13 protein-coding genes are annotated in these 14609 nt (G+C 72.6%); 7 read left to right on the top strand and 6 right to left on the bottom strand.

Annotation, left to right across the window (positions count from 1 at the left end):
* Window positions 1–5: 5 nt before the first annotated feature.
* Complete coding sequence (locus ACH41F_RS20080) at window positions 6–959, bottom strand: helix-turn-helix transcriptional regulator (protein WP_391233142.1); 954 nt, start codon at window positions 957–959, stop codon at window positions 6–8.
* 181 nt (window positions 960–1140) lie between these two features.
* Between ACH41F_RS20080 and ACH41F_RS20075 the strand changes: the two genes are divergently transcribed.
* Complete coding sequence (locus ACH41F_RS20075; protein WP_391233141.1) at window positions 1141–1365, top strand: hypothetical protein; 225 nt, start codon at window positions 1141–1143, stop codon at window positions 1363–1365.
* Window positions 1362–1697 carry a hypothetical protein gene (locus ACH41F_RS20070; RefSeq protein WP_353692756.1) on the top strand — a complete coding sequence of 112 codons (336 nt, stop codon included), beginning with the start codon at window positions 1362–1364 and terminating at the stop codon, window positions 1695–1697. Before ACH41F_RS20075 ends, ACH41F_RS20070 begins: the two co-directional genes overlap by 4 nt.
* Window positions 1698–1839: 142 nt before the next feature.
* Here the strand turns inward: ACH41F_RS20070 and ACH41F_RS20065 are convergent, their stop codons facing one another.
* Window positions 1840–2262 (bottom strand): pyridoxamine 5'-phosphate oxidase family protein, encoded by a 423-nt coding sequence (locus ACH41F_RS20065; RefSeq protein ID WP_398836802.1) that lies wholly within the window; start codon window positions 2260–2262, stop codon window positions 1840–1842.
* 118 nt (window positions 2263–2380) lie between these two features.
* On the opposite strand from ACH41F_RS20065, the gene clpB reads away from it, so the two are divergent.
* The 3 genes from clpB (at window position 2381) to ACH41F_RS20050 (ending at window position 6557) form a co-directional block, all read left to right on the top strand.
* Complete coding sequence (clpB, locus tag ACH41F_RS20060; protein WP_398836801.1) at window positions 2381–4978, top strand: ATP-dependent chaperone ClpB; 2598 nt, start codon at window positions 2381–2383, stop codon at window positions 4976–4978.
* Window positions 4979–5378: 400 nt separating this feature from the next.
* Window positions 5379–5906, top strand: a complete 528-nt coding sequence (locus ACH41F_RS20055) for a hypothetical protein (protein WP_398836800.1) — start codon at window positions 5379–5381, stop codon at window positions 5904–5906.
* Window positions 5907–6026: 120 nt separating this feature from the next.
* Entirely contained in the window at window positions 6027–6557 is a 531-nt protein-coding gene (locus tag ACH41F_RS20050) for a YbjN domain-containing protein (RefSeq protein WP_391233136.1), read from the top strand.
* Window positions 6558–6564: 7 nt separating this feature from the next.
* Here ACH41F_RS20050 and ACH41F_RS20045 read toward each other — a convergent pair whose 3' ends face one another.
* The 4 genes from ACH41F_RS20045 to ACH41F_RS20030 form a co-directional block, all read right to left on the bottom strand.
* Window positions 6565–7770, bottom strand: coding sequence for a hypothetical protein (locus ACH41F_RS20045; RefSeq protein ID WP_398836799.1), 1206 nt, complete (start codon window positions 7768–7770; stop codon window positions 6565–6567).
* Between the two features lie 94 nt (window positions 7771–7864).
* Window positions 7865–9313: an FAD-dependent oxidoreductase gene (locus ACH41F_RS20040; protein WP_398836797.1), complete on the bottom strand. Its 1449-nt coding sequence runs from the start codon at window positions 9311–9313 to the stop codon at window positions 7865–7867.
* Window positions 9310–11421 (bottom strand): molybdopterin oxidoreductase family protein, encoded by a 2112-nt coding sequence (locus tag ACH41F_RS20035; protein ID WP_398836796.1) that lies wholly within the window; start codon window positions 11419–11421, stop codon window positions 9310–9312. Before ACH41F_RS20035 ends, ACH41F_RS20040 begins: the two co-directional genes overlap by 4 nt.
* Window positions 11422–11750: 329 nt before the next feature.
* Entirely contained in the window at window positions 11751–12917 is a 1167-nt protein-coding gene (locus ACH41F_RS20030) for a pyridoxal phosphate-dependent aminotransferase (protein ID WP_391233130.1), read from the bottom strand.
* A 212-nt stretch (window positions 12918–13129) separates the two neighbouring features.
* Between ACH41F_RS20030 and ACH41F_RS20025 the strand changes: the two genes are divergently transcribed.
* Together ACH41F_RS20025 and ACH41F_RS20020 are read left to right on the top strand one after the other, a co-directional pair.
* Window positions 13130–13411, top strand: coding sequence for a hypothetical protein (locus ACH41F_RS20025; protein ID WP_391233128.1), 282 nt, complete (start codon window positions 13130–13132; stop codon window positions 13409–13411).
* 514 nt (window positions 13412–13925) lie between these two features.
* Complete coding sequence (locus ACH41F_RS20020; RefSeq protein WP_391233127.1) at window positions 13926–14462, top strand: DUF2617 family protein; 537 nt, start codon at window positions 13926–13928, stop codon at window positions 14460–14462.
* The last annotated feature ends 147 nt before the right edge of the window (window positions 14463–14609 follow it).

Genomic DNA, 14609 nt, shown 5'->3' with positions numbered 1-14609 from the left:
CCGGATCACTCCAGTGCGCCCTCCTGCTTCAGGAGGCCGGATTCCGCGATGAGGTAGCCCAGTTGCGCCCGGCTCCCGCTGCCCAGGGCGGTGGCGAGCTTGGCGATGTGGGCCCGGCAGGTGCGCACGTTCATGCCCAGGCGGCGCGCGATCGCCTCGTCGACATGGCCCTCGACGAGCAGCTTGGCGATGGAGTGCTGGATCTCGGTGATGCCGTCGGGGGCGGTCTCGTAGGGGGCGCCCGCGCTCAGCGGGACGGCCCGGGACCAGATGAACTCGAAGACCTTGATCAGGTAGCGGACGAGCCCCGGGTGGCGGAGTTCGAGGGCGACCTCCCCGTCGTCGCGGGTGGGGATGAACGCCACGGTCTCGTCGCAGATGATCAGTCGTTCGACCAGCTCGTCGATGGTGCGGTACTCCACTTTGCCGTCGGTGAACTGGGCCACGTAGGCGAGTGTCTCCGGGCTGTAGCGCGCCGGGTGCTGGTACAGGGTCCGGATGCGGCAACCGCGTTCGACCAGGGGCCGGTCGCGCTCGAGCCCCTGGGAGAGGGTGTGCTCCAGCCGGCGGCGCATCGGCTGGATCGTGAGCATCTCGGTCTGGCACTGGGCGGTGGCCAGATCGAGCGCCGCGTTGATCCGCTCGATGCCCTCGAGCACGGTGATCGAGTGCGTGGTCGCGGTCGCCTGGGCGCTCAGCGCCATGAACGGCTCGAAAGCGTCGGCGAGTTCGATGGACTGCCGCCTGCGCTGCGTGATCTCGTGTTCGATCGGGTTGAGACGCTGGGCCAGGGCGATGGAGGGTGGAACGGGACGCAGCCAGTTGGCGTCGTCGGGGTCGGGGTGCAGGAGGGCGAACTCCATCAGGCACGGGGCGGGCGCCACGTCCGCACGGGCGATCCGTCCCGTGCGGAGAGCGTTCTCATAAAGACGGCGGCCCTCCTCGCACAGCTCAGTCAACGCATGAGGATGTGCCCGTTTAGTCTCGTTTGCTGCCAAATCTCCACCCCCCAGGGTCCTGAACGTGCAGGAACATGATGCATCGATTGTGTGGCCATGACGTGCCCGAATGGGCCATCGTCTTACTCAGCGGGGGAGAGGTGACCTTCAAATGAGGACGAAGCCGACTATGTATAAGAGAATGCTTCGCTCGGTGCTTGCCGCCGCCTTCTCCACCGTCGTGGCCGTCGGAGTGCTGAGCGGTTTCGCGGGGACGCAGGGCGACAGCGCGCAGGACAGCACCTGGCGCGGGACGACGGTGAGCGCCGCCGGCCTCGGTGACAGCACGTGGCGGATCGTCGCGGCCGACAAGCCGGCTGACAGCACCTGGGGCACGGACGACAGCACGTGGGCCGTCGAGTCATGACCACTCCTCCCGACGACCGGTCCTTCCGTCGCGAGATGGCCACGGCCTACCGCTCCGGCTGGCACTTCATCGACCTGGTCACCGCGATCCCCCACGCCGGTGACTCGCTGATGGTGACCGTCTTCGGAGAGCCGGTCGTCGTCACGCGGGACGAGGACGAGGACGTACGGGCGTACCGGTGTCTGCGGCGGCCTCGGGGGGCGCCGCAGCCTGTGCGGTGTGCCATCCGGTACGGAATGATCTTTGTGAATCTGGACCAACGAGACCACCGGCTGGTGGAACCTGAATCCCCCACCCATCGGGCCATCCCAGCCACCCCCCGCAGTGCCTGACGCGATTCCCCCGTCGTAACAGATCGCGCAGGTGCTTCCCCCCGCAGCGGCGTCACCGTGACCTGAACACGGTGACGCCGCTGCAGTTTCCGGCGACATTTCCGGGTATCCACCCTGTCGGCCGCTGGCCGAAAGAGATCGCTCACGCGTTTTCCGTGTGCCCCATCGCCCGGGTCACCTCGATCTCGATCACCACCCGCGCGGGATTCGGCCGCGGCACGCGCTCGTAGCGCTCCGCGTACCGCCGCTCCGCCTCCGCGACCCGCTCCGGCTCGGTGCGGACGCGGGCCCGCCCCTCCAGCGTGGCCCAGTACCGGCCCGCCGTCTGGCACACGGCCACCCGAGCCCCGTCGGCCCCGGCCGCCAGGACGTTCAGCGCCTTGCGGCTCGATCCGCTGGTGATCACCCGGGCGAGCCGGGCCTCGGCGTCGTAGGTCACCCCGACCGGCACGACGTGCGGGCTGCCGTCCGGGCGCAGGGTCGTCAGGGTGCACAGGTGCCGCTCCCGCCAGAAGCTGAGGTACGGCTCCGGGAGGGCCGCGAGGTCCTGGGTACGCGTCGTCATGGCCCGGAAGGTAGTCCCTCAAAGCCTCCCGTCCACACCTTGAGTGGAATAGACTCAACTTTGTGTACGTTGACTGAGTCAGGCCAGAGGAGCCGACACCGAGGAGGAGTACGGACACGTGGACGCCGAGCTGACCAACCGGAGCCGGGACGCGATCAACGCGGCCGAGAAGCGCGCCGCCGCCGCGGGGCACGCCGACCTCACCCCCGCCCACCTGCTGCTGGCTCTGCTCCAGGGCCAGGACAACGAGAACATCGTCGACCTGCTGGCCGCCGTCGAGGCCGACCAGGCCGCCGTGCGCGCGGGCGCCGAGAAGGTGCTCGGCGCGCTGCCCAGCGTGGCCGGCTCCACCGTCGCGCCCCCGCAGCCCAGCCGTGACCTGCTCGCGGTCGTCGCGGACGCGGGCGCCCGTGCCAAGGACCTCGGCGACGAGTACCTCTCCACCGAGCACCTGCTCATCGGCATCGCCGCGAAGGGCGGGCAGGCCGCGGACGTACTCTCCTCGCAAGGAGCGAACGCCAGGACCTTGCAGGAGGCGTTCCGGAAGGCCAGGGGAGGACGCCGGGTGACCACGCCCGATCCGGAGGGGCAGTACAAGGCCCTCGAGAAGTTCGGCACGGACTTCACCGCCGCCGCGCGCGAGGGCAAGCTCGACCCCGTCATCGGGCGCGACCAGGAGATCCGGCGGGTCGTGCAGGTGCTGTCCCGGCGGACCAAGAACAACCCCGTCCTCATCGGCGAGCCCGGCGTCGGCAAGACCGCCGTCGTCGAGGGGCTCGCCCAGCGGATCGTGAAGGGGGACGTGCCCGAGTCCCTCAAGAACAAGCGGCTCGTCGCCCTCGACCTGGGCGCCATGGTCGCCGGGGCCAAGTACCGCGGCGAGTTCGAGGAGCGGCTGAAGACCGTCCTCGCCGAGATCAGGGACTCCGACGGGCAGATCATCACCTTCATCGACGAACTGCACACCGTCGTGGGCGCCGGAGCGGGCGGTGACTCGGCCATGGACGCCGGGAACATGCTCAAGCCCATGCTCGCCCGCGGTGAGCTGCGCATGGTCGGCGCGACCACGCTGGACGAGTACCGGGAGCGGATCGAGAAGGACCCGGCGCTGGAGCGGCGCTTCCAGCAGGTGCTGGTGGCCGAGCCCACCGTCGAGGACACCATCGCGATCCTGCGCGGGCTCAAGGGCCGCTACGAGGCCCACCACAAGGTCCAGATCGCCGACGCCGCGCTGGTGGCCGCCGCCACCCTCTCCGACCGGTACATCACCTCCCGCTTCCTCCCCGACAAGGCCATCGACCTGGTCGACGAGTCCGCCTCCCGGCTGCGCATGGAGATCGACTCCTCGCCCCTGGAGATCGACGAACTCCAGCGCGCCGTCGACCGGTTGAAGATGGAGGAGCTCGCCCTGGTCAAGGAGACCGACCCGGCCTCCCGCGAGCGCCTGGAACGGCTGCGCCGCGACCTCGCCGACAAGGAGGAGGAGCTGCGGGGCCTGACCGCCCGCTGGGAGAAGGAGAAGCAGTCCCTCAACCGGGTCGGTGAACTCAAGGAGAAGCTCGACGAGTTGCGCGGGACGGCCGAACGGGCCCAGCGCGACGGCGACTTCGACACCGCCAGCAAGCTGCTGTACGGCGAGATCCCCACCCTGGAACGGGACTTGGCAGAAGCCTCCCAGGCCGAGGAGGAGGTCTCCAAGGACACCATGGTCAAGGAGGAGGTCGGCCCGGACGACATCGCCGACGTCGTCGCCGCCTGGACCGGCATCCCCGCCGGGCGCCTCCTGGAGGGCGAGACGCAGAAACTCCTGCGCATGGAGGAGGAGTTGGGCCGCCGGCTCATCGGCCAGACGGAGGCCGTGCAGGCCGTCTCCGACGCCGTACGCCGCACCCGGGCCGGTATCGCCGACCCGGACCGCCCGACCGGCTCCTTCCTCTTCCTGGGTCCGACGGGCGTCGGCAAGACCGAACTCGCCAAGGCGCTCGCCGACTTCCTCTTCGACGACGAGCGGGCCATGGTCCGCATCGACATGTCGGAGTACGGCGAGAAGCACAGCGTGGCCCGGCTGGTCGGCGCGCCTCCCGGCTACATCGGCTACGAGGAGGGCGGCCAGCTGACGGAGGCGGTGCGCCGGCGCCCGTACTCCGTGGTCCTGCTGGACGAGGTGGAGAAGGCGCACCCCGAGGTCTTCGACGTGTTGCTCCAGGTGCTGGACGACGGACGCCTGACGGACGGTCAGGGCCGCACCGTCGACTTCCGCAACACGATCCTGGTGCTCACCTCGAACCTCGGCAGCCAGTTCCTGGTCGACCCGATCACCAGCGAGCAGGAGAAGAAGGAACAGGTCCTGGAAGTGGTCCGCACCGCTTTCAAGCCGGAGTTCCTCAACCGCCTGGACGACCTGGTCGTCTTCTCGGCCCTGACGAAGGACGAGCTGGGCCGGATCGCGCGGCTCCAGATCGACCGGCTGGCCAAGCGCCTCGCGGAACGCCGTCTGACCCTGGTGGTCACCGACGAGGCCCTGGACTGGCTCGCCCACGAGGGCAACGACCCGGCGTACGGCGCCCGCCCGCTGCGCCGCCTCGTCCAGAGCGCCATCGGCGACCGGCTCGCCAAGGAGATCCTCTCCGGCGAGGTCAAGGACGGCGACACGGTCCGCGTGGACACCTTCGGCGACGGCCTGATCGTGGGCCCCGCCACCGGCAAGACGCTCTGACGGTCAGCCGGAACCCGCGTCGGCCCGTCCCGCACTCGGCGGGGCGGGCCGACGCGTGTCCAGGGCTGACGGAATGATCGCTTTCGGTCAACCGCAGCAGTGGCTCCCGCACCTCCCGCCCCTCCGCTTCACGGAAACTCCGTGGACCACGCTGTGGGCCGTGGGGCGGGCGAGTCGCGCGGGGCCGTTCCGCTTTCGGTCGTCGGTTCCGGCCACCGCGCCTAATTCCTCTGTCGACATGTCCATGCGGTGCTTACAGTGACCGGGCGCCTGTGAGGTGGACCTGATCACTCCGGCCTGGGCGCACGTTTCACGGGGGTTCGTTCACGCACATCGCCATGGCGCTGCCGCGCGCCCCCGCATGCCTGTTGCGACACACTTCAGCAGAGAAGGAATGTGCATGCGCAAGCTCCTGACCGCAGCCGGTCTCGCGTCGTCCGCCGTGGCCGTGGGTGTCCTGATGGCCTCCCCGGCGGCCGCCTGGTCCGCCACGTCCCAGTTCGACGTCACCTTCCCGGGCGCGAGGCCGAAGACGACGTACATCGTGGACAACAACGGCGCGGCCAACCTCGACCAGGGCGACTTCCAGGCCAAGTCGGTCGTCTACTGGAAGCTCGCCGTCGACCAGATCGGCGACCACTCCACCCGCTTCGCCAGCTTCAAGATCACGACGCGTGCCGAGGCGCGCCTCGGCCCGAGCGAGGCCGACGAGGTCATCACCAAGAAGACCTGCGACCTGACCGCGATGGTCAACGACAACCCCTTCTGGGCCTACGACACCGCGGCGAACACCTGCGCCGCCCCGTCCCGCGTGTACGACGGTGAGCTGTGGTGGTCCGCGGACGCCACGATCGTCTACGACATCGTGGGCGACGACAAGGGTGCCATCACCCAGGAGCTCCAGGGCACCGCGCTGGTCCACGGCTGACCCGGGCGGGGCCGAGCGGCCGGATCCTGTCAGCCCACGGCTGACAGGGTCTGTCGGGGGTTGCCACCCCCCTCCCCGGATGGGAGAGGATGGCGGGATCCGTACGAAGGGAAAATCACGGTGACCATCGACCCGTCCTCGATTCCGAACTTCGGGGGCCAGCCCGAGCCGCAGCCCCAAGGGCCGGCGGGCCCCGTCGTCCCGGATCAGGACCTCGTGAAGCAGCTCCTGGACCAGATGGAGCTGAAGTATGTCGTCGACGAAGAGGGCGACCTCGCGGCGCCGTGGGAGCAGTTCCGTACGTATTTCATGTTCCGCGGCGAGGGTGACCAGCAGGTCTTCTCGGTGCGGACGTTCTACGACCGGCCCCACAAGATCGACGAGAAGCCGCTGCTGCTGGAGTCCATCGACGACTGGAACCGGCGCACCCTGTGGCCCAAGGTCTACACGCACACCCACGACGACGGCACCGTCCGTCTGATCGGTGAGGCGCAGATGCTCATCGGCACCGGCGTCAGCCTGGAGCACTTCGTCTCCTCGACCGTCAGCTGGGTGCGTGCCGCCATCGAGTTCGACAAGTGGCTCGTCGAGCAGCTCGGCCTCGAGCAGGAGGTCAACGACTCGGAGAAGCCCGAGGGCGACGAGGAGTAGTCCCCGGCTACAGGGGCGTGTCGGCCAGTACGACCAGATACGCGCCGTACCCGAACGAGAGCCCGGCCAGGGCACCGGCCACCACGGCCGCGTGCCAGGGCCGGGCTCTCGCCGTGCCCGCCAGCGCCCGCGCCAGCGGCAGCAGCAGCGGGAACGCCGGAAGCAGGAAGCGGGGCTTGGACTCGAAGAAGCCCGAGCCGCCGAGGGTGATCAGGAGCAGGACGCCGCTGTAGACCAGCAGGGGCAGCGGGGGGCGGTCGAGGAGCAGCAGGGCGTACAGGACGACCGCGGCCGCGACGATCAGCAGGGCCATCGGGTGGAGCATGCGGTCCTCCCGCAGGAGCAGGTGGCGCACGAAGCGCAGGGAGCCCCGGCCGAAGTCGAAGCGTGAGCCCCACAGGCGCTGCACCTCGAAGTAGCCGCCGAGCAGGTCGCCCTTGCGGTGGCCGACCCACAGCACGTACGCGCACCAGCCGAGCGGGGCGAGCGCCGCGCCCGTCCACAGCCTGTGGGTAACTTTTCCGCGCCGCCGGACGATCTCGTACGCCGCCGTCACCAGGACCGCCGCGGCCACCGCGAACCCGTTCGGCCGAGCCAGCCCCGCCAGCGTGGCCAGCGCCCCCGCCCACAGCCAGCGGCCGGTGAGCACGGCGTACAGCGACCAGGCGGCGAACGCGGTCAGCACCGGTTCGGTGTACGCCATCGACAGCACGACCGAGTGCGGCAGCAGGCCCCAGAGCACGACGAGGGCCGCGGCCACCGCCCGGCCGTGCAGGCGCAGCCCCACGGCGTAGAGGCCGGCGGCGGCCACGACGGCGGCGGCCCAGGCGATCAGCAGGCCCGCCGCGCCGCCGCCGAGCGGGGTCAGCGTCGTCACCGCGCGGATCAGCGTCGGGTAGAGCGGGAAGAAGGCGAGGTCGCTGAAGACGAGGTCGGGGCGCAGGTGCAGGGTGCGGCCGTAGCCGTGCTCGGCGATGCCCAGGTACCAGCGGGAGTCCCAGGACCGGGCGAGCAGGGTGAGGGGCCGCTGCCCGGTGGCCCGGGCGGTCGCGGCGAGCACGGCGGCGCCGGTGAGGCGGGCGAGCACGAACAGGCCGAGCGCCGTACCGAGCGTCACCGCGCGGGAGGCGCGCGGCGCGGTCCGTCCGGTGGGGCCGGGCGGTGTGACGGGGGACGGCGCGAGGGTGGCGTCGAGGGTACGGGCGTGAGTCACACCCGCACATTGCAGGGTGAACGGGATAAACGCGAGCATTCGACAGCCGTGCGGGTACGGCTTCCCGGCGCCCGGCGTGGCGACGTGACTCCGCTCAGGGTCCCGCCGGGTCCGCCGCGGCCGACGGGCGCAGCAGTTCCTCGACGTCCGAAGTGCAGCCGCCGCAGCCCGTGGTCGCCCTGGTCCGGCGGGCGACGGTGGCCAGGTCGGGCGCGCCGTCGGCCCGGCAGCGCAGCAGCGCGCCCTTGGTGACCCCGTTGCACTGGCAGACCACCGCGTCGTCCGGGAGCGCCGCCGGACCGCCCGCCGGGGTGCCCGCGGTGTCGGCGAGCTCGGGGAAGAGCAGCAGCCTGCGGTCGCGGGGCGCCGTCTCCCGGCGGTCGAAGAGCCGGGTGACGATCCCGGCCGTCGCGGTGTCGCCGAGCAGCACCGCACCGGTGACCCGGTCGTCCCGCAGCACGACCCGCTGGTAGACGCCCCGCCGGCTGTCGGTGAACGTCACGACCTCGCGCCCCGGGTCCGGCTCGTCCCCGGTGTCCGGGTCGCCCAGCGCCGCGAGGTCGATGCCCGCCGCCTTGAGCCGGGCCACCGGCGGGGCGGGCCGGTAGGGGCGGCCCTCGGGGTCGCCGGTCAGGGCCGCGGCCGCGGTCCTCGCCTGGTCCCACGCCGAGGCGACCAGCCCGGAGACGGTGCCGGCGTGCTCGGCGCAGTCACCGACGGCGTACACGGCCGGGTCGTCGGTGCGCATCCACGCGTCGACCAGCACCCCGCGGCGCGTGGCGAGCCCCGCGGACCGGGCGAGGGCGATGTCGGGCCGGGTGCCGCACGCCACGACCAGCAGGTCCCCGGGCACGGTCCGGCCGTCGGCCAGCTCGACCCCGGTGAACCGCGCACCGCGCTGCCCGCCGACCACGTCGATCCCGGTGAGCACGTCGATGCCCAGCCCGCCCAGGGTGTGGGCCAGGACCCGGGCGGCGGGCCCGTCGAGCTGGCGTTCCATCAGGTGCGGGGCGGCGTGCAGCACGGTGACGTCCAGTCCGCGCTCGGCCAGTCCCCGCGCGGCCTCCACGCCGAGCAGCCCGCCGCCCAGGACGAGCGCGCGGGCCCCCGGCACGGCGAGCCGCAGGATCCGCCGGCAGTCGTCCAGGGTGCGGAAGGGCACCACGCCGGGCACGAGCCCGCCGTCGTCGCGCACGATCCGCTTCAGCGGCGGCACGAACGGCGAGCTGCCGGTGGCCAGCACCAGCCGGTCGTACGTCAGGACGTCCCCGCCGTCGAGGGTCACCGTCCGCCGGGGCCGGTCCAGGGCGACGGCCGCCCTGCCGGTGAGGACCCGGACGCCGGACGGCAGGGCGGGCAGCCCGATGGACTCCTCCGTGGCCCGCCCGGCCAGCAGGTTGGTGAGCAGGACCCGGTTGTAGGCGTGCCGCGGCTCACCGCCGACGACCGTGATCCGCAGGTCCGCATCGCGCCGGTGGATCTCCTCCGCGACCCGGTGGCCCGCCATGCCGTTGCCGATGACCACGATGTGCGCCGGCGTCATCCCACACGCTCCAGTCGTACCGCGCTGACCTTGAACTCCGGCATCCGCGACACCGGGTCGAGCGCGTCGCCCACCACCGAGTTCACCCGCTGCCGCCCACCCCAGTGGAACGGCATGAACAGGGTGTCCGGGGGCACCGCCGAGGTGAGCCGGGCGGCCGCCTCGGTGCTGCCCCGCCGGCTCACCAGCCGGACCCGGTCCCCGGCGGCGATGCCGTGCCGGGCGGCGAGATCGGGGTGGATCTCCACGTGCGGGCCGCGGACGGCGGCGGCCAGCTCCGGGACGCGGCGGGTCTGGGCACCGCTCTGGTAGTGCTGCATGATCCGCCCGGTGGTCAGGTGCAGGGGGTAGCGCTCGTCCGGCTCCTCCGCCGGCGGCGTGTGGTGCACGGCGACGAAGCGGGCCCGGCCGTCGGGGTGGGCGAAGGCGTCCAGGAACAGCCGGGGGCTGCCCCCTGCGGGGGCGGCGCCCTCGGGGCTGGGCCAGAAGACCCCGCCCTCGGCGTCGATACGGTCGTAGGTGATCCCCGAGTAGTCCGCGGGGCCACCGGCGGCGGCCCGCCCCAGCTCCGCGAAGACCTCCGGCGCGCTGTCCGGGAAGCCGGTGGGCCGGCCGAGCCGGCGGCTCAGCTCGCTGATGACCCACAGGTCGGTGCGGACCCCCGCGGGCGGCGCGAACGCCCGGCGCCGACGGATGACACGGCCCTCCAGGTTCGTCATCGTGCCGTCCTCCTCCGCCCACTGCGCCGTGGGCAGTACGACGTCGGCGAGCGCGGCGGTCTCGCTGAGCACCGGGTCCGCGACCACCAGCAGGTCCAGGCCGCGCAGCCGCCGTTCCACCAGGCCCGCGTGCGGCGCCGAGACGACCGGGTTGCTGCCGAACAGCAGCAGGCCGCGCGGCCCGCCCGCGGTGCCGAGGGAGCCGAGCAGTTCGTACGCGCTGAGACCGGGACCCGGCAGGGAGTCGGCCGGCACGCCCCACACCCCGGCCACATGGGCACGCGCCCGGGGGTCGTCGATCCGGCGGTAGCCGGGGAGCTGGTCCGCCTTCTGCCCGTGCTCGCGGCCCCCCTGCCCGTTGCCCTGCCCGGTCAGGCACCCGTACCCGGACCCCTCCCGGCCGGGCAGGCCGAGCGCCAGCGCCAGATTGACGAACGCGCTGACCGTGTCCGTGCCGTTGCGGTGCTGCTCGGCGCCGCGGGCGGTCAGCACCAGGGCCCGCCCGGCCCCCGCGAGCAGCCGCACGGCACGGTACTGGTCGGCGACCGGGACACCGGTGATCCGCTCCACGTGCTCGGGCCAGTAGGTGGCGACGGCCTCCCGTACGGCGGTGAAGCCCTCGGTGCGCTCGGCGACGTACGCCTCGTCGACGAGCCCCTCGGCCACCGCGATGTGCAGCAGGCCGTTGGCCAGGGCGAGATCGGTGCCCGGGGCGGGACGCAGATGCAGATCCGCGCGGGCGGCGGTGGCGGTGCGCCGCGGGTCCACGACCACCAGGGCGCCGCCCGCGGCCCGCGCGGCGTCCAGGTGACGGACGAAGGGCGGCATGGTCTCGGCGGGGTTGGCGCCGACCAGGAGCAGCGCGTCGGCCCGGCCCACGTCGGAGAGCGGGAACGGCAGGCCCCGGTCGAGGCCGAAGGCGCGCAGCCCGGCCGCGGCGGCCGAGGACATGCAGAACCGGCCGTTGTAGTCGATGTTCGCCGTGCCCAGCGTGACGCGCGCGAACTTGCCGAGCAGGTACGCCTTCTCGTTGGTCAGCCCCCCGCCGCCGAACACCGCGACGGCGTCCCGGCCGCTGCCCCGCTGGATCTCCCGCACCCCGGCGACCACCCGCGCGAGCGCCTCGTCCCAGCCGGCCTCCTCCAGCTCACCGCCCGGTGCGCGCCGGACGAGCGGGGTGGTGAGCCGGCGCCCGGGCGCGAGCAGCTCCGCCGCGGTCCAGCCCTTGCGGCACAGGCCGCCCTGGTTGGTGGGGAAGTCGCGCGGGGCGACGGTGGGGCGGCCGGTGTCGTCGGTGCGCAGCCACATGGCGCACTGGAGCGCGCAGTACGGGCAGTGGGTGGCGGTGCCCTGCGCGCCGGGGCCGGTCACCGGTTCGCGCTCACTCATCCCCGGTCCGCTTCATGTGCTTCCCCCAGCGCTCGTGGCCGATCCCTCGACCGACCCGCCCCGGCTCCTGCGAGGCCGGTGCCTCCTCCCACGGTGGCGGGCCCGGCTCCGGTCCCACCTGTGAGCCGCTGGAGAGGCTCTCGCGCCTTGGGCGATCGGACCGCCGACGCCACCGTGGACGCGGGCACGCCGAGGGACCCCGCGGACCGGACGGCGGCGAGGTGGCGAGAGTGGGCGACCGGGCCGGGCCGAACGGCTCGGGACGGCGGTGCGTCCCAAGGGCGGCCGGGGCGGCCGTGCGACGGCGCCCGGCCGACCGGGGCGGGGCCCTACGCCCGGCGCTGCAGGCGGGTCGAGGCCTCGCGCAGGATGTCGTCCTGCTTGCAGAAGGCGAAGCGGACCTGGCTGCGGCCGGCCTGCTTGTCGTCGTAGAAGACGGAGTTGGGGACGGCGACCACGCCGGAGCGTTCCGGCAGGCCGCGGCAGAAGGCGAGGGCGTCCTGCTCGCCGAGGGGGGCGATGTCGGTGGTGATGAAGTACGTGCCCTGCGGGCGGAACACCTCGAAGCCCGCCGCCGCGAGCCCCTCGGAGAGGATGTCCCGCTTGGCGCGCAACTGCTCGCGGAAACCGGTGAAGTAGCTGTCCGGCAGCCGCAGCGCCTCCGCGATCGCGTACTGGAACGGCCCGGACGACACATACGTCAGGAACTGCTTGGCCGTGCGGACGGCCGCCACCAGCGGTGCGGAGGCGGTGATCCAGCCGACCTTCCAGCCGGTGAAGGAGAAGGTCTTGCCCGCGGAGGAGATGGAGACCGTACGGTCGCGCATCCCCGGCAGCGAGATGAGCGGGACGTGCTCGGCGTCGTCGTACGTCAGATGCTCGTACACCTCGTCCGTCACCACGATCAGGTCGCGCTCCACCGCCAGTTCGGCGATGGCGGTCAGCTCCTCGCGTGTGAGCACCATCCCGGTCGGGTTGTGCGGCGAGTTGAGCAGCAGCAGGCGCGTGCGGTCGGTCACCGCGGCCCGCAGCGCGTCGAGGTCCGGGCGGAAGTCGGGCGCGCGCAGCGTCAGCGGGACGCGCCGGGCGCCGGCGAGGCTGATGCAGGCCGCGTAGGAGTCGTAGTACGGCTCGAAGGCGATGACCTCGTCCCCCGGCTCCAGCAGCGCGAGCATCGCGGCGGCGATGGCCTCGGTGGCGCCCGCGGTGACCAGGACCTCGGTGTCGGGGTCGAAGGTCAGGCCGTAGAAGCGGCGCTGGTGGTCGGTGACCGCGGTGCGCAGTTCGGGGACGCCGGGACCCGGCGGGTACTGGTTGCCCCGCCCGTCGCGCAGCGCCCGCACCGCTGCCTCCCGCACGGTCTCGGGGCCGTCGGTGTCGGGGAAGCCCTGACCGAGGTTGATGGCCCCGGTCTGTACGGCCAGTGCCGACATCTCCGCGAAGATCGTCGTGCCGAATCCGTCCAGCCTGCTGTTCAGCAGCGCCCTGTCGCCCATGTCCTCGCCCACTCCTCGCGCGTGTCGCGGCCGTCGGCACCCGCACCGTCTTCCCGCCGGTGAAGGAGAGGCCGTGGCGGCCATCCTGCGCCCAAGCTCTGGAGTTGCTCAACTCTGCTTTGGCCGTCGACGCAGGAGGGCATCTCCCCGGCACGCACAACGCGAGGCGCCCACGGGGGGTCGTCTCGGGGAAACGGAAGGAGGGTGACGCCATGGTCATCGGCATCATCCTGGCGTTGGTCGGCATCGTGTTCGTGGTGTGCATCATCGCGGCGGCCACCAGCAGGAACTCCCACAGCTCTCGCGCCCGCCGGGTGTCGCGCGGCAGCGGCAGCAGCAGCGCCGGCGGCAGCTGGTGGGCCGACAGCGGCTCCAGCGGCTCCTCGTGCGGCTCCTCCAGCTCCTCCTGCGGGAGCAGCTCGTCCTGCGGGGGCGGGAGCAGTGGCGGAGGCGGCTGCGGCGGTGGCGGCGGCTGCGGAGGCGGCGGCAGCTGAACGCGGGCCGCGGGGGACGGGGACGGGGGGCGGCGGTGACGGGATGACGGGGTGACGGCGCGGCGGGGGCGACGGCGGGGGGTCGTCGTCCCGCGGAGGGGGAGGCGGGGGCGGATGCGGTGGAGGCAGCTGACACGGGGCAGCTGAGCTGCCCGCATCCGGAACACGGGAGCCGGGCCCGCACGGGGGTGGGGCCCGGCTCCCGCTGTGCCGCGAGCGTCCCGGTGCTCCGGCGCACGCGCTGGCGGGCATGGCGTGCGCCGTGGTTGAACAGTTGAACTGTGGGGCCCTCTGAGGGATGGAAACCCCACGAAGTTGGGTAAAAACGCTGTGTCGGCGCCACAGTTCATGATTCTCTCTAAATCACCTGACTCGGCGGCCCTTCGGACGTCCCAGAGCCACCCCTGCTGACCTTCCGACCGGGCCGACCGGGCCGAATCCCCGCCGGTGTCGACCCGGGTGCGCCGGAACACACCTCCCCCCTCCTTTCTTTGCGTGCTTGCGGAGCCGATCCATGCTCACGACCCTGAACACCTCGTACACCGACACGCGCGCGGCCGACCTCGCCTGGGCTTTGGGGCGCGAGCCGCTTCCCGCACTGGCCACGCTCGACCTCGTCCTCGACGGGGCGAAACTGGAGCTGAGACTTCTCGGGGCGTCCCACCAGGTCCTCCTGGAGGAGGAGCGGGGCACCTGTTCGGAGACGGTGGCATGCATCGCGGGCAGCAGCACCCCGCTGCCGCTCGGCGTCGCCAAGCGGATCGGCGACTGGGAGTACGAGTTCGCGGCCCGGGTGGAGGTCCTGTCACCGGATCAGTTCGCGGGCCGCGCCCAGGAGTTGCTGGCCCTCGTCTCCGACCACCCGCACGGCCTGGCCGGCGTCTTCCCGGGCAGCCCGCACGCCTTCACCGCGCTGCTCGCCCAGCGCCACGAGGACCAGGTGCTGTGGCGCACCTGGCACGCCTACCCCCAGGACGGACAGCTGGTGACGACCAGGACCCGGGTGGGGGTACGGGTCCCGGCGGGCCGCCTCAGCGCGACGGGCGTCTGACCGGGACCCCCGACGCGCCCGCCCCGAGCGGGTGCCGGCCCACCCCCCGCGCCCCACCCCCCGCGCCCCTCATCCGTCATCCCGCGCCCCTGACTCCGCGCCCCTCACCCACACCCGTCACCCCACGCCTCGCGCACCGAACCCCGC

The sequence above is a fragment of the Streptomyces sp. NPDC020489 genome, assembly GCF_044386545.1.
Classification (GTDB): Bacteria; Actinomycetota; Actinomycetes; order Streptomycetales; family Streptomycetaceae; genus Streptomyces.
This window is presented reverse-complemented; position numbering and strand designations above follow the sequence as displayed.

Excerpts from the sequence above, each read along its gene's own strand:
- ACH41F_RS20040 (WP_398836797.1), bottom strand. The coding sequence starts at position 9,313 with ATGACGCCGGCGCACATCGTGGTCATCGGCAACGGCATGGCGGGCCAC.
- ACH41F_RS20070 (WP_353692756.1), top strand. The coding sequence starts at position 1,362 with ATGACCACTCCTCCCGACGACCGGTCCTTCCGTCGCGAGATGGCCACG.
- ACH41F_RS20025 (WP_391233128.1), top strand. The coding sequence starts at position 13,130 with ATGGTCATCGGCATCATCCTGGCGTTGGTCGGCATCGTGTTCGTGGTG.
- ACH41F_RS20055 (WP_398836800.1), top strand. The coding sequence starts at position 5,379 with ATGCGCAAGCTCCTGACCGCAGCCGGTCTCGCGTCGTCCGCCGTGGCC.
- ACH41F_RS20020 (WP_391233127.1), top strand. The coding sequence starts at position 13,926 with ATGCTCACGACCCTGAACACCTCGTACACCGACACGCGCGCGGCCGAC.
- ACH41F_RS20065 (WP_398836802.1), bottom strand. The coding sequence starts at position 2,262 with ATGACGACGCGTACCCAGGACCTCGCGGCCCTCCCGGAGCCGTACCTC.
- ACH41F_RS20030 (WP_391233130.1), bottom strand. The coding sequence starts at position 12,917 with ATGGGCGACAGGGCGCTGCTGAACAGCAGGCTGGACGGATTCGGCACG.
- ACH41F_RS20075 (WP_391233141.1), top strand. The coding sequence starts at position 1,141 with ATGCTTCGCTCGGTGCTTGCCGCCGCCTTCTCCACCGTCGTGGCCGTC.
- ACH41F_RS20035 (WP_398836796.1), bottom strand. The coding sequence starts at position 11,421 with ATGAGTGAGCGCGAACCGGTGACCGGCCCCGGCGCGCAGGGCACCGCC.